General features: G+C 56.1%; 13 protein-coding genes and 1 other RNA gene. 5 read left to right on the forward strand and 9 right to left on the reverse strand.

Features of this window, described 5'->3' with window-relative positions:
* The 9 genes from mraY to rsmI all read right to left on the reverse strand — a co-directional run bounded on the left by mraY (window position 1) and on the right by rsmI (window position 9252).
* Window positions 1-1086, reverse strand: coding sequence for a phospho-N-acetylmuramoyl-pentapeptide-transferase (gene mraY, locus G565_RS0101920; RefSeq protein ID WP_028669457.1), 1086 nt, complete (start codon window positions 1084-1086; stop codon window positions 1-3).
* Window positions 1086-2429: a UDP-N-acetylmuramoyl-tripeptide--D-alanyl-D-alanine ligase gene (locus G565_RS0101925; protein ID WP_037337208.1), complete on the reverse strand. Its 1344-nt coding sequence runs from the start codon at window positions 2427-2429 to the stop codon at window positions 1086-1088. The genes mraY and G565_RS0101925 overlap by 1 nt, the downstream gene beginning before the upstream one ends.
* Window positions 2419-3864 (reverse strand): UDP-N-acetylmuramoyl-L-alanyl-D-glutamate--2,6-diaminopimelate ligase, encoded by a 1446-nt coding sequence (locus tag G565_RS0101930; protein WP_051207154.1) that lies wholly within the window; start codon window positions 3862-3864, stop codon window positions 2419-2421. The genes G565_RS0101925 and G565_RS0101930 overlap by 11 nt, the downstream gene beginning before the upstream one ends.
* Window positions 3861-5528, reverse strand: a complete 1668-nt coding sequence (locus tag G565_RS0101935; protein ID WP_157599979.1) for a peptidoglycan D,D-transpeptidase FtsI family protein — start codon at window positions 5526-5528, stop codon at window positions 3861-3863. Before G565_RS0101935 ends, G565_RS0101930 begins: the two co-directional genes overlap by 4 nt.
* 34 nt (window positions 5529-5562) lie before the next feature.
* The gene (ftsL, locus tag G565_RS0101940; RefSeq protein ID WP_084649173.1) at window positions 5563-5859 is read right to left on the reverse strand and encodes a cell division protein FtsL; all 297 of its coding nucleotides are present in this window, start codon (window positions 5857-5859) and stop codon (window positions 5563-5565) included.
* A 13-nt stretch (window positions 5860-5872) separates the two neighbouring features.
* Window positions 5873-6814: a 16S rRNA (cytosine(1402)-N(4))-methyltransferase RsmH gene (gene rsmH / locus G565_RS0101945; protein ID WP_028669462.1), complete on the reverse strand. Its 942-nt coding sequence runs from the start codon at window positions 6812-6814 to the stop codon at window positions 5873-5875.
* A complete protein-coding gene (mraZ, locus tag G565_RS0101950) occupies window positions 6811-7266 on the reverse strand; it encodes a division/cell wall cluster transcriptional repressor MraZ (protein ID WP_028669463.1) in 456 nt (151 codons plus the stop codon). Before mraZ ends, rsmH begins: the two co-directional genes overlap by 4 nt.
* 716 nt (window positions 7267-7982) lie before the next feature.
* Window positions 7983-8329: RNase P RNA component class A (rnpB, locus tag G565_RS25710), an RNA gene on the reverse strand.
* A 65-nt stretch (window positions 8330-8394) separates the two neighbouring features.
* Window positions 8395-9252 carry a 16S rRNA (cytidine(1402)-2'-O)-methyltransferase gene (gene rsmI / locus G565_RS0101955; protein ID WP_028669464.1) on the reverse strand — a complete coding sequence of 286 codons (858 nt, stop codon included), beginning with the start codon at window positions 9250-9252 and terminating at the stop codon, window positions 8395-8397.
* A 166-nt stretch (window positions 9253-9418) separates the two neighbouring features.
* Here rsmI and G565_RS22570 point away from each other — a divergent pair, with 166 nt between their 5' ends.
* The 5 genes from G565_RS22570 to G565_RS0101980 all read left to right on the forward strand — a co-directional run bounded on the left by G565_RS22570 (window position 9419) and on the right by G565_RS0101980 (window position 13773).
* Window positions 9419-11245 carry a penicillin-binding protein activator gene (locus tag G565_RS22570; protein ID WP_084649174.1) on the forward strand — a complete coding sequence of 609 codons (1827 nt, stop codon included), beginning with the start codon at window positions 9419-9421 and terminating at the stop codon, window positions 11243-11245.
* Window positions 11245-11598, forward strand: coding sequence for a YraN family protein (locus G565_RS0101965; RefSeq protein ID WP_028669465.1), 354 nt, complete (start codon window positions 11245-11247; stop codon window positions 11596-11598). Before G565_RS22570 ends, G565_RS0101965 begins: the two co-directional genes overlap by 1 nt.
* On the forward strand, window positions 11598-12194 hold the full coding sequence (locus G565_RS0101970) for a D-sedoheptulose-7-phosphate isomerase (RefSeq protein ID WP_028669466.1): 597 nt from the start codon (window positions 11598-11600) through the stop codon (window positions 12192-12194). The genes G565_RS0101965 and G565_RS0101970 overlap by 1 nt, the downstream gene beginning before the upstream one ends.
* Before the next feature lies 1 nt (window position 12195).
* Window positions 12196-12765: a BON domain-containing protein gene (locus G565_RS0101975; RefSeq protein ID WP_028669467.1), complete on the forward strand. Its 570-nt coding sequence runs from the start codon at window positions 12196-12198 to the stop codon at window positions 12763-12765.
* A gap of 108 nt (window positions 12766-12873) precedes the next feature.
* On the forward strand, window positions 12874-13773 hold the full coding sequence (locus tag G565_RS0101980; protein ID WP_028669468.1) for a universal stress protein: 900 nt from the start codon (window positions 12874-12876) through the stop codon (window positions 13771-13773).
* Window positions 13774-13833: the final 60 nt, after the last annotated feature.

The following is a 13833-nucleotide window of genomic DNA, read 5'->3' on the forward strand; positions in this document are numbered from 1 at the left end:
TCAGCGAATCTTCAACGTTGCCAAACCGATCAGCACCAGAATAACGGTGATGATCCAGAATCGAACAATGACCCGGGGTTCGGGCCAGCCTTTTAATTCATAATGGTGGTGCAGCGGTGCCATTCGGAAAATGCGACGCCCCGTTAACTTGTAGGAAGCGACTTGTAAAATGACGGACACCGTCTCGGCGACAAAAACGCCACCCATAATGAACAACACCAGTTCCTGACGAACAATCACCGCCATCACTCCCAGGCAGGCACCCAGTGCCAGCGAACCCACGTCGCCCATAAATACCTGGGCGGGGTAGGTGTTGAACCACAGGAAACCAAGCCCGGCTCCGACCAGCGAGCCGCAGATGATGATCAGTTCCCCCGCACCCGGCACATAGGGAATCTGCAGATACTCCGAATACACCGTATTGCCACCAACATAGGCCAGCACACCCAGCGCGCCCCCTACCAGCACGGTGGGCAGAATAGCCAGACCGTCCAGACCATCGGTAAGGTTGACCGCATTCGAGGTGCCTACAATGACGAAATACGCGAGCACCACAAAAAACCCACCCAATACAATGGCAATGTTTTTGAAGAACGGCACATAGAGCGTGTTTGCCACAATGTAATCACCCGATGTCCAGAACAGGGCCAACGCACCGCCCAACCCAAATACCGACTGCCACAGGTATTTTGACCGTGCGGACAATCCGCGACTGTTGCGTTTGACCACTTTGCGATAGTCATCGACCCAGCCGATAGCACCAAAGCCAGCGGTTACCAGCACCGTAATCCAGATATAGCGATTGCCCAGATCCGCCCATAGCAAAGTCGACACAATGATCGACACCAGGATCAAGGCACCGCCCATGGTAGGGGTACCTGCCTTGCTTAAATGACTTTGGGGCCCATCGGTACGAACCGATTGCCCTATCTGGTACTGGCGCAATGTCCGAATCAGCCAGGGGCCCAGAATCAGCGACACGCCGAGGGCCGTCAGCACCCCAAAAATGGCTCTGAGTGTCAGGTACTGAAGCACGCCGAAGCCGGAGTGGAGCTGAATGAGGTACTGCGTCAACCAAACAAACATCAAGGTTTCCTTTTCAGGGTTTCTACGACCCGTTCCATGCCGGCACTGCGCGATCCCTTGATCAGTACTGCGGTGGTTTCCGTCAATCTGGATGGCAATGCATCCAGCATTTGCGTCAACGATTCAAAAGACTGTCCGCCAAACGCTTCAGCGGTTGCGGCGGATTCCGGACCCAGAGTCCAGAGCGACTGGATTCGGCCCCGGGCATACACACCCACTTCCTGATGCAGGGCGGCACTGTCGGCTCCAAGCTCAGCCATGTCGCCCAGAATCAACAGCGTATCGGTGCCCTGTTCAGCCAACACATCGATCGCGGCTTTAACCGAAGCCGGGCTGGCGTTATAGGCATCATTAATCAGTATTCCACCGTGGGCCGACACCAGCGGTTCCAGGCGACCGGATTCGGGCTGCATCTGCGACAACCCCTCAGCGATATCAAGCGGAGATACCCCTGCCAACCAGGCAGTTGCCGCCGCCGCCGCCGCGTTCAACGCCATGTGTTTGCCAAGCATTGCCCAGGCTACCGAAATGTCACCATCGGGCAGCGACAGCGTGAACTCACTGCCGGTACCGGAGGCCTGAAACGCCAATAAGCAGACGTCTGCACGGCTGTGTTGCCCAAAACTGATAACCCGGCGATCAACCGCACGCTTCAACCAACCCTGATAACCCGGATCGTCGTGGTTCAGCACACAACCACCGTCACGTTCGGTGCCTTCAAGAATTTCGCCTTTGGCCAATCGAACCTGCTCAAGGCCGCCAAATCCATCCGAATGAGCTTCAGACGCATTTAACAACAAGCTGATGTGCGGCCGGGAAAAGCGCGTCATCCATTCAATCTCGCCCACTGCGCTGGCGCCCATTTCGAGCAGAACGCGCTGATGCTGATCACTCAACCGAAACCATGTTTTGGGCACACCGATGTCGTTGTTAAAGTTGCCCTGCGTCGCCAGCAATCCAGGCTGCTGGCTGAATATATGCTGCAGCATAGAGCGGGTCGACGTTTTGCCGGCACTGCCGGTAATGGCGACTACCTGCCCTTCAAAAGCAGTGCGCAACAGCCCGGCCAGTGCACCCAGTGCCTTGCGCGTATCGGCTACCACCACCTGCGGAACCGGGCATTCGGCGACGCGGTGCTGCACAACGATGGCCGCCGCATCTTTATGAGTGGCCGTTGGCACATAGCTGTGTCCGTCAAACAAGTCGCCAACCAGAGCGACATACACATCACCGGCTGCAACCGTGCGACTATCGGTCGAAACATTCCCGACAACCCGATCCTCACCCACCAGTTGCCCCTGACAGGCAGAGGCCCACTGGCCCAGTGTCGGATTACTCCACATGATTAACCTCCTGCCAGGCCAGGACGGTTTCCTGATCGGAAAACGGATGTCTTGTACCCATAACTTCCTGGTAGGCCTCATGGCCCTTGCCGGCGATCAACACCACATCCCCGGCCCCGCAACGCGCCAGCGTTTGTTCGATGGCTGAGCGGCGATCCGGTATTTCGGTGACGTTTTCTGAACGAGCGAACCCCTGACGGATATCAGCCAGGATTGCCGCCGATGATTCACTGCGGGGATTATCATCTGTGACCACCACGAAATCGGCACCCTGCTCTGCGGCCATAGCCATCTCAGGGCGCTTGCCAGAGTCACGGTCACCACCACAGCCAAAAATCACACCCAGCCGACCGGAAACGTGATCCCGACAGGCTGACAAAGCCTTACTCAACGCATCCGGAGTGTGAGCGTAATCAACCACCACAGTGGTGCCGGAAGCCAGTGTCAGTTTTTCCATTCGCCCTTTAACCGGGCGCAGGGTTGAAAGCACTCTTGCTGCCGTCGAAAGCGGCACAGATTCGGTCATCAGAACGGCAAACGCAGCGAGGGCATTGCTTAGATTAAACAGCCCGAGCAACGGCAAATTCAGTTCGGTTTCGCCCCAGGGCGTCGCTATCACGGCATCCATACCGCCGGGATGGCACTGGCACGAAACAACGCGAATGTCCGCCTGCGACGACTGCCCAAAGGTGATAATGCGTTCAGCCACGATGCTGTCTAGATGTTGCTGCACCCAGGCATCGTCGAGATTCACGATGGCATTCACCAGGCCCGGCCATTGCAGCAACGTCCATTTGGCGTTGCCGTAGGCTTCCATGGTGCCGTGATAATCAAGGTGATCCCGACTCAGATTCGTGAACACAGCCGTCTTGTAGCGCACACCGTCAACACGCCCCTGATCAAGACCATGGGATGACACCTCCATCGCACAGAAGCGTCCGCCCTGGTCTCGCTGACGCGCCAGCTCGCGATGCAACCGCACAACGTCGGGCGTGGTGTTCAGTGTTTCCTGCAAAGCACCCCAGAGCCCCTGCCCATTGGTGCCAATAATGCCGCAGCGCTTACCCAGATAATCCAACGATTGGGCAATGTACTGGCACGTTGAGGTTTTACCGTTAGTGCCCGTAATGCCGATCAAATGCAGCGGCTCATCCGATGACTGGTAAAAATCGTGCGCCAGGTCACCTAGCCGGGCTCTCAGATCCGGGATCACCGCGACCGGCACAGCCGCGCCAGCCACGGGGTGTTCGGCGATAACCGCTACTGCGCCCGCCTTAACCGCCGCATTGACATAATCGTGGCCATCAAAGGCAGCGCCTTTCAGGGCAATGAACACATCGTTCCGGCCCACTTCACGACTGTCGAGCGTCAGATCCCGCACCGCCAGACCTGACAACTGCGCAATACCGGGCAGACCATTGCGCAAAGTCATCATTGGTCACCCTCCATGCGTGCCTGGGCTGGAATTTGATCGGGTTCTACGCCCAGTAATGGCAGCGCCTGACGCATGATGCCGTTAAACACCGGTGCCGCCACGCGGCCACCGTAATAGGCGTCAGACGGAGGCTCATTGATCACCACAACCGTCACCACTTCAGGGTTATGAACCGGTGCGACACCGACAAAAGTCGACATGTAGCGGTCGTCAAAATAGCCTTCACCGCCAACCTTGTGTACGGTGCCTGTCTTGCCAGCGACGCTGAACCAGTCCAGCGTAGCGGCTGTGCCCGTGCCTCCTGGCTGAACCACGGTTTCCATCATTGCCAAAACCTGGTGGGAGATTTGCTCGGACAAGACCTGCGGTCCGGTCTCGATCGGCGCATCCATCAGTATTCGGGCATTGACTCTGAACCCGCCGTTGGCCAGTGTTGAATATGCCTGAGCCAACTGCAGCGGAGTAACAGCAATACCATAGCCGTAGGCCATAGAGGCCTGCTCAACTGGCCGCCATTCAACCTGATTTGGCAACCGGCCGACCGCCTCACCCGGGTAACCAATCCCCGTGCTCTGACCCAAACCCAGGGCATACAGCATGTCCCACAAATCCTGACCTTCAAGCGCCAACGCTACCTTGGCCATGCCGATGTTGCTCGACTTGGTGATGATTCCGGTCAGATCCAGCTCACCGTAATTGCGGAAGTCACGAATCGTATAACTGCCCAGTCTCATGTAGCCGGGGCTGGTATCAATCACGGTATCTGGCTGAAACTGACCACTTTGCAAAGCGACGGCCATACTGATTGGCTTCATCACAGAACCCGGTTCAAACTGGTCGGTCATGGCCCGGTTGCGCATCGACGAAGGCGCCATGCTGGAGCGATTGTTAGGGTTGAATCCGGGCTGGTTCACCATGGCCAGAACATCGCCCGTGTGCACGTCCATCATCACCACCGAACCGCCGGTCGCGCCCATCTGAGTCACCGCTTTCTTCAGCTCGCGGTAAGCCAGGTACTGCAGTCGAAGATCGAGTGTCAGGCTTAGATCCCGACCGGCCTTTGGTGCTTCCAATTCGCCGACATCGCGCACTGAACGCCCAATCAAATCACGAATCACTTCTTTCTTGCCGGCGCGGGACTGCAACTGCTGATCATAGGCCAGTTCTATGCCCTCCTGACCGCGATCGTCGATATCCGTAATACCAACAATGTGGCCAGCCACTTCTCCCGCCGGGTAATAACGTTTGTATTCGGTCAGGCCGTAGACGCCGGGAATACCCAGCATCAGAATTTCTTCCGCTTCGGCAGGCGCCAGGTGTCGGGTTACATACATGAAAGCACGGTGCTGCTGGCGACGCGCCGCTAACGTTCGTTCACTCACGCCCGATGCTGCAGCAAGCCGACCAATATTTGCCGCACTCAGCTCGCGCGGATCAGCCCAGACAGAAACAACCGGCGTGCTCACCGCCACTGGCTCACCATGGCGATCGGTTAACATACCCCGGGGCGCGTTAATCACCTCGACGCGCTGCCAGCGTGATGTACCCTGATCGATCAGAAACTCCTTTTCGAGCACCTGCAAACTGAGCACACGCCAAACCACCACGGCCAGCAAAGCCAGCAGTACGATTTGAACGAAATGAAAGCGCCAGTTTGCCAACATAGTGATTTTCAATTTCCCTTTTTAGTGACTCAACTCAGTCTGTTTGTGTTTGAACGTCGCTTCGGTTTAGCCAGCGCATTTGCTCCGGCTCTGGCTCCGCCATGTTCAACTCGTCGCGCGCCAGTCGCTCTACCCGGGCCGGAGACGAAAAAGCGCTCTCTTCCAGCAACAATCGCCCCCACTCTTCCTCCAGTCTTTGCCCTTCCAGTCGCAGCGACTCCAACTGGGCAAATTTCACCCGGGTCTGATAAGTCACCTGAATGACCCCGAAGGCAGAAACCAACACAACCACCAGCAACCCCAAGGTCAACAACCGCGCAGGCCAGGACATCACCCGACCTCCTTCACAATTTCTCAGCAACCCTGAGGGTTGCGCTGCGCGACCGAATATTCCCCTGCACTTCAGCAGGGCTGGCTTTTATGGGCTTGCCAATTTTCTTCATCGTGCGCGGTATATCAGACTCAAGCACCGGCAGACCGGGCGGCAGTTCAGGGCCCTTTTCCTGCTCACGAATAAACTGCTTCACCAGACGGTCTTCGAGGCTATGAAACGTAATCACAGCCAGCCGACCACCAGGGGCCAGTAACGCCACGCAATCAGCCAACAAGACTTCAAGATCAGACAGTTCCGCATTGATATGGATGCGAATAGCCTGAAAGCTACGGGTTGCCGGATGCTTGTGGCGCTCCCACGCGGGGTGCGCCTTGGAAACAATATCGGCCAATTGCAGCGTTGTGGTGATTGGCGCCTCACTTCGAGCACGCACAATGGCGCGAGCAATCCGGCGGCTGTAGCGCTCATCGCCGTAGCGGAACAGCACGTTGGCCAGATCGGTCTCACCGACATGAGTCAGCCATTGCGCCGCGCTGACACCGGAGGTTGGGTCCATGCGCATATCCAATGGTCCGTCTGACCTAAAACTGAAACCCCGACTGGCATCATCGAGCTGAGGGGATGACACCCCCAGATCCAGCAAAATGCCATTTACCCGGCCAGCCAGATCGCGCTGCTGCAACTGGGCTTTCAAATCAGCAAAACTGGCATGACAAACACTCACCCGGGCATCCTGCCCTGCCAGTGCATCAGCTGAAGCGATCGCCAGGGGGTCTTTATCAACCACAACCAATTGACCGCCCGGCGCCAATTGCTCAAGCAACAAGCGGCTATGGCCTCCCCGGCCATAAGTACCGTCGACGTATACGCCATCCGCCACCTGCAGCGCCGCCACGGTTTCGTGCAGCAATACGGTGTCATGACTGAACGCCTGTTCCGGTTTCGGGGTCACAGTGAAATTTGCTCCAGCTCTTCGGTTAACACATCTTCATCGCCGGCTTCATCCAGGTAGGCATCGCGCGTACGCTCCCACAATTCTTCCGACCACAGCTCAAATTTGTTGCCCTGACCCAGTAACACGACCTTTTTATCGAGACTGGCGTATTCACGCAGAGGCGTCGGAATCAACACCCGGCCCGAACCATCCAATTCCACATCGGTCGCGTGCCCGACCAGCAAACGCTGAATGCGCCGGGCGGCTTTGTTAAAACTGGACAGGGCGGTGATTTTTTCCTGAATGACTTCCCACTCATCCAGCGGGTAAATCAACAGACAGCGGGCTTCGGTATCAATAGTCACGACCAGCTGACCCTCGGCAAGAGCCTGCAGCACCGACCGGTACCGACTGGGCACGGCGAGGCGACCCTTGGCATCCAATGCCAGGGTATGCACTCCTCGGAGCATGATTGTGTCAGTCGCTCGTGCCATGGTGGTCGTAATCCGTTGTCTTGGTCTGTCTTCCTGTCGGGTCGTGCGAAGAGGCTTTCCGAATGTTTAAGGTGTCATTCCGATCAAACCCTGCCCTTAAGACCCACTTTTTGCCACTTTTCTCCACATAACGACACTATAGGAGTCGCGCGACCCACAAGCAAGTGGTCACTAGCCGGGGAGCTTTAGAAAAAACCACTAAAAACAGCAAGTTAGGAAATAGCACACAATCTCAGCCACCAAAGTTAGCGACCACTAACACACCAAACCCAAGCAAACAGACTAACTTGGCCACTCAAGTTAAAGTGATACCTTAAGTTAAAGATTATTTTGGAATATAAATTGTAAAATTTAGATTCAGGCGAAATTAAAGAAGTAAAACAGCGATCGGATGTGAAACGGTGCACAACCGCATCATTGCTGGCTTTGCGCTTTACTGACATTGCTCAACTCGAGGAGAAGGAACGATCACCTTCGTCATAAAATACAGGCATGAATAATGCGCAGTCAGGAATATTTCCAGAAAGTGACTTGCATTGGAGGTTAAACGAATTAAAAGCATGCCATTTATCGACAACGAACGATGGGGCTGTTGATTAAATCCTGAGGTTTAACCATGAAACAGGGATCTGAAGCGAGGAGATATTTGAGATGGTACAAAGCCAGTGCAGGCGGACCATGAAGAGTGAATAAGTGCGAGTCAGCCGATAAGCCGGGTTCTGTCGTGGACAGTCATTCGTCTAGCCCTGCAGTCACCCGCAGGGTCAAGCAGCCTACCCGGTCCCGACGCGGGCCGCGCCTTAGTGGGACCCTATTTGGCCTTGCTCCAGGTGGGGTTTACCATCGCCAGCTCTGTTACCAGACCTGCGGTGCGCTCTTACCGCACCTTTTCACCCTTACCGCTCGCGAACGAGAGGCGGTTTCCTTTCTGCTGCACTTTCCGTCGGCTTTCGCCGCCCAGACGTTATCTGGCACCCTGCCCTGTGGAGCCCGGACTTTCCTCTCCTTCTTTCGAAGCAGCGACTGCCTGGCCGACTCGCGGAGCGCACAATACGGGAAACCCGGCGAATCGCAAGTGTTTTTCTGTCGCACCTCGACAGAGCATCAATCAGCCTGATTGAGCCCGGTGATCAGCTCGTACCATTCCTTTTTCCGACCACCAATCAATGTGACCATAGCCGCCGCGGCTTGTTTGGGCGGCATCAGCGGCGCCAGGACGTCGGCCAACGCCCTGGGGTCGAGCCCTACGGCCTGGTCCACGCGCGATTCGCCAGCGACCATTACCACGAACTCGCCTTTGCGCTGATGCTCATCGGCTTCGACTCTGGCCAGAACCTCATCGAGCGTACCCCGCAAAACGGTTTCAAACGTCTTGGTCAACTCGCGAGCGACCACAATTCGACGCTGACCACCATAAACAGAAACCATGTCGGCAAGACTGGCTAAAATGCGGTGACTGCTCTCATAGAACACCAGGGTGTGTGGACTGTCTGCTGACGCTTGCATGGCTTTCTGTCGGGCGGCCGATTTCGCCGGCAGAAATCCCTCAAACCGCCAATGATCCGTCGGCAGACCAGCGACACTCAGGGCAGTAATAACCGCGCTGACACCCGGTACCGGGTGCACCGTAAACCCAGCGTCAGCAACGGCCTGTACCAGGTGATAACCCGGGTCGGATATCAACGGCGTACCCGCATCGCTGATCAACGCGACCGACTGCCCTTGCTCAAGTAAAGAAACGATAAAGTGCCCGCGGTCCCGCTCATTGTGTTCATGGACTGAAATCAGCCTGGGCGAGGCCCCCAGGTGGTCCAGCAAACGACGGCTGTGGCGAGTGTCTTCCGCACAACAGACATCCACCGACGACAGCACCGAGACCGCACGGCGCGTTATGTCATCCAAATTTCCGATGGGCGTGGCGACAACATAGAGAGCTGCTGGCAAGTTTATTGGGGCAGACATGAGACCTCGGTTGGACAGCGCCAGAGGCGCCTGTTCTGATAAGGGTTAAAAAAGAAGAAAGTTACAGACACTGTACCAGAAGCGTCATCCATACAGGCAACGCCCTATTTCATCATCACTTTATTCAGTAGAATGATGTTAATCCATTGTAACAAGCGTCTGGTCCATGTTGAAAATGCCCAACACCAAAACTGCCCTGCAACTCTGCGCCTGGGTTTCTATCGTGCTTCTGGCCGGTTGCGTCAGTCAGTCAACAACACCGGATGGCCAATCGAATGCATCGGAGCAGACGGTCGACGGCCTGGTCGACCAGCGACTCGATCAGGCGCAGGCGCTGCTCGATGACTATCAGATCAACGAGGCCGAAGTTATTCTCAGCGGCCTTCAGTTCAACCAACTGACCACCGCTCAACGTACCCGATATGCCCAACTCCGGGCCGAGCTGGCACTGAGCCTGGGTGATGGCAATGAAGCGCTGAACTGGCTCAGTGGCGAACGCGCAGCCTTATTCGATGGCTTGCCGCTGGAACAGCAAATAGTGGTCAGCCTGCTGCGGGCGGAAGCTTACGAGTATTCAGGCGACTATTTATCAGCAGCGCGCGAGCGGATTTTTCTGGCGCCAGTACTGGAAGACGATAACGCCCGCTTTAACAACGAGCAGATCTGGTTTGACTTGCAACTGGTTCCCGAAGAACCCATACGTGAACTGTCCGCTGCAGAGTCAAGCCCTGACCTGACCGGCTGGCTCGACCTGGCCCTGATCGCTCGCGAAAACCCGGATGACCTGCGCCGGCAAGTGATCGCGATCGACGAATGGATTAACAGCCATCCGTCGCACCCGGCTGCCCAAAACATCCCCGGTGATCTGGCATTGCTGCGTCAACTGGCCAACACCCAGCCTCGTAACATTGCCGTCTTGCTGCCGTTGTCTGGCCCGCTTGAGATGGCAGGCAAGGCCATTCGCAGCGGGCTGCTGGCCGCCTGGTATGAATCCCGACTGGAAGCAGAAGATGCTCCGTCACTGACCTTTTTCGACACCAACGAGAATGCCGATGCCTACAACACCTATAAGCAGGCGGTATTCGAAGGCGCCGATTTGGTCATAGGTCCACTGGACAAGGCCCGGGTACAACAAATACAACAACAGACCGTATTGTCAGTACCGGTACTGGCGCTGAATTACAGCGACCTGAGTGGCAATGGCCCGTCCAACTTTTACCAGTTTGGACTGGCACCGGAAGACGAAGCCAGGCAGGTCGCTGAACAGGCATGGCAGCAGGGTAACCGCAACGCCATGGTGCTAGCGCCCGACTCCGAATGGGGCCGCAAAGTAAGCGACACCTTCGTGCGAAACTGGGAGACCCAGGGCGGGCGGGTGACCAGCAAATCGCTTTATACCCAGCCAGATCAGTACCTCAACACGGTCCGCCGAGCGCTCAACATTGACCAGAGTGAGCGTCGGATGCGCTCACTCGATGCACTGATCGAACGTGACATAATCTTCGAACCGCGCCGGCGTGAAGACATTGACATGATTTTTATGGTGGCCTTTCCGTCGCAGGCACGTCAGCTCAAACCCATGCTCAACTTCCAATACGCCTCGGATATTCCAGTCATGGCCACGTCCCACCTCTATGACGGCACCCGAAACACCAGCCGCGACCAAGATCTGAACGGTGTCGCTTTTGTCGAAATGCCCTGGGAATTGCGTGAAAACCCGATCAAGCAAGACGTACAGTCGGCGTTCAATGAACAGTTCGCTGGCTTTGAAACGCTGGTTGCATTGGGCGTAGACAGTTACCGGCTCTACCCGCGCCTGCCGCAGTTGCAACAATTTCCCGACACCCGGGTCTATGGCGTAACCGGCACTTTGCGACTGGATGCCCGGCAACGCATTGAGCGGGAATTGACTTGGGCGCAGTTCAGCAACGGCGAAGTACGCCCTGGGTCCGGACTGGTGAATGTGCTCAACCCGGCCAGTGCCCGACCCTGATGGTGTGGCGACCGGTTAAAGGCGCAGATGCTGAAGACCAGGCCCACAACTGGTGCCAGCAGCAGGGCTGGACCGTTCTGGCGCGAAATTTTCAGGTAAAAGTCGGCGAGATCGACCTGATCTGCCGTGATGGCGATACGCTGGTGTTTGTGGAAGTGCGGCAACGCCGCAATGAACGATATGGCTCGGCCAGCGCCAGCATAACGCCTGCAAAACAGAAAAAACTGATTCGTGCGGCGCAATGGTATTTGCAGTCACACCCGGCGCAGGCCCGCTGCACCGCGCGTTTTGACGTGCTGGCACTCGATAGAAACAACACCATCCACTGGATAAAAGGAGCCTTTGCGGCCTGATGACCGAGCCCAACGACATTCTCTACGAGCACATCGGCCAAAGCCTTGAGTCCTTTCAGTGGGTGGCCGAACAGCTCGACGAACTGCTGCATCACGGCGCCGACTTGCTGACCGAAGCGTTGCTCAATGACGGAAAAATTCTGGTCTGTGGGATGGGCAGTTCTGCCGCACTCGGCCAGGGTTTCGCCACCGGTATGCTCAGTAAGTTCGACCGGGAACGTCCGGGTTTACCCGTCCTTGCCCTGTCTGGCGACGGCTCGCTGATGAGTGGTATCAGCTACGACACCAACCCCAATGACATTTTTGCCCGACAGGTCCGCACTCTGGCTCATGAGCAAGACGTTTTGCTGGCGATCTCAGCGTCCGGCAAGGCACCTGCGGTGATCAAGGCTGTACAGGCCGCTCATGATATGGGTTTGTGCGTTGTCGCGCTTACCGGGCCCGACGGTGGTGACATCGCTACGCTGTTGGAAGAGAATGACGTTGAACTCAGTGTTTCCGGCGCCACTAATACCAGTCTGCAGTTGACCCATCATTTGATTCTAAATTGCCTGGGTGCACTGATTGAACATCAATTATTTGGAGGCGAGCTCTGACATGAAACTCCCAGTCCTGATTATTTTGTCCGGCTGTCTGGCCCTCAGTGGGTGTGCAAGCCTTCTGGGCAGCGCTACCGACGAGCCCATCGTTCCCGATACCGAAGGTCGCAGTATGGGCCAGGTCATTGACGACAACAGCCTCGAGACACGCCTTGCTGTCAATCTCGACAAAGCTGACGAACGCTACAGTCAGAGCCGAATCGGCATCCATGCCAATAATGGACTGGTGTTATACGTCGGACAGGTGCCCAGTACTGAGTTGATTGCACTTGCGACCCGCATTGCCCGCAACGACCCTCAGGTCGAGGCTGTACACAACCATCTGTCGGCCAAAGCACCCATTTCAGCCGGCGTTCGTACCAACGATTCATGGCTCGAGGTCAAGGTCAAATCCAGAATGTTCACCACCGACGATTTTTCCTCCTCTAACGTGAATATTGTGGTGGAGGAAGGCGTTGTGTACCTGCTCGGACGAGTTACGCGGGATACTGCACAACAAGCCGTGACCATTGCCTCGGAAGTGTCAGGCGTTCAAAAAGTCGTCACTGTCTTTACTCCGGCGGACTGACATCTGGTTGCATCGGAATAATTTGGTTCACACGCAGACAAGCACGGTATCTGCGACTAGGCTTTGGGCAACAGCAGCCGAATAAATCGACCCTGCGAGGTAATGGCCATGTTTAAACACAAACACATCATTGTTTTAATTGACCCGGCCGAAGACAGCGCCCTGGCAGTCAGTAAAGCCAGCCGACTGGCACGTCTTGATGATGCGCACCTCACGTTATTCGCATGCGGCTACAATGCCAGCCTGGCTTCCAACCACCCGCTCAACCCCGAAACCTCCGAAAAAGCCCAGAAAGCTTACATGCATCGTATGATGGAGGGGCTTGAAACGATCGCCGACATCGCCCGCAACGAAGCCGTTGAAGTGTCTTTGGAAGGCGTTTGGGACAAACACGCTGGCACCGCCTTACTGAATTACCTGTCCGAGCACCCGACCGACATGGTGGTCAAAGCCACCCACCATCAAAACGTGATTCAGCGAACTTTTTTTAGCCAGACCGACTGGGAACTGATTCGTCATTGCCCGGTACCGCTGTTGCTAACCAAATCGAACGCCTGGGGTGATCCGGTGCGACTAACGGCAGCCGTGGACCCGGTGCAGGCCAACGACAAACCCGACACTCTGGATGAACACATTGTCCGTTGGGGCAAAGACTTTGGCACTCATCTCAACGGGCGACTGGAACTGTTGCACGTGTATGACCCAACCCCACTGCTCATTTACCTCGACCAACCAACCATCGACAGCGCCGACATCAGCGAGGAAATTCGCGAGCAGCACGAGCAAGCATTGCATCAACTGGCAAACCAGCACCAGATCGACAAGGCCAACACGGTTCTGGAAACCGGCTCAACATTAACCGTTATCCCCGACTATTTGCACCAGGCCAATGTCGACATGGTCATTATGGGGGCGGTGGCACGCAGCGGGCTGGAACGATGGCTACTGGGCCATACCGCCGAGAAAATTCTCGACCGGATTACCGTCGACATTCTGATCGTCAAATAAGCTCAGGGTAGAACCGCCACTCACTATTATTTGCAACACACTCTTTCAAGGCGTTGCGCT

Origin of the sequence: Saccharospirillum impatiens DSM 12546 (genome assembly GCF_000423605.1) — a bacterium.
GTDB classification, from domain to species: Bacteria; Pseudomonadota; Gammaproteobacteria; order Pseudomonadales; family Natronospirillaceae; genus Saccharospirillum; species Saccharospirillum impatiens.

What these genes read in the sequence shown, in the direction of transcription:
- mraY (WP_028669457.1), bottom strand. Translation starts at nt 1,086, where the DNA reads ATGTTTGTTTGGTTGACGCAGTACCTCATTCAGCTCCACTCCGGCTTC.
- G565_RS0101925 (WP_037337208.1), bottom strand. Translation starts at nt 2,429, where the DNA reads ATGTGGAGTAATCCGACACTGGGCCAGTGGGCCTCTGCCTGTCAGGGG.
- G565_RS0101930 (WP_051207154.1), bottom strand. Translation starts at nt 3,864, where the DNA reads ATGATGACTTTGCGCAATGGTCTGCCCGGTATTGCGCAGTTGTCAGGT.
- G565_RS0101935 (WP_157599979.1), bottom strand. Translation starts at nt 5,528, where the DNA reads ATGTTGGCAAACTGGCGCTTTCATTTCGTTCAAATCGTACTGCTGGCT.
- ftsL (WP_084649173.1), bottom strand. Translation starts at nt 5,859, where the DNA reads ATGTCCTGGCCTGCGCGGTTGTTGACCTTGGGGTTGCTGGTGGTTGTG.
- mraZ (WP_028669463.1), bottom strand. Translation starts at nt 7,266, where the DNA reads ATGCTCCGAGGAGTGCATACCCTGGCATTGGATGCCAAGGGTCGCCTC.
- rsmI (WP_028669464.1), bottom strand. Translation starts at nt 9,252, where the DNA reads ATGTCTGCCCCAATAAACTTGCCAGCAGCTCTCTATGTTGTCGCCACG.
- G565_RS22570 (WP_084649174.1), top strand. Translation starts at nt 9,419, where the DNA reads ATGTTGAAAATGCCCAACACCAAAACTGCCCTGCAACTCTGCGCCTGG.
- G565_RS0101965 (WP_028669465.1), top strand. Translation starts at nt 11,245, where the DNA reads ATGGTGTGGCGACCGGTTAAAGGCGCAGATGCTGAAGACCAGGCCCAC.
- G565_RS0101970 (WP_028669466.1), top strand. Translation starts at nt 11,598, where the DNA reads ATGACCGAGCCCAACGACATTCTCTACGAGCACATCGGCCAAAGCCTT.
- G565_RS0101975 (WP_028669467.1), top strand. Translation starts at nt 12,196, where the DNA reads ATGAAACTCCCAGTCCTGATTATTTTGTCCGGCTGTCTGGCCCTCAGT.
- G565_RS0101980 (WP_028669468.1), top strand. Translation starts at nt 12,874, where the DNA reads ATGTTTAAACACAAACACATCATTGTTTTAATTGACCCGGCCGAAGAC.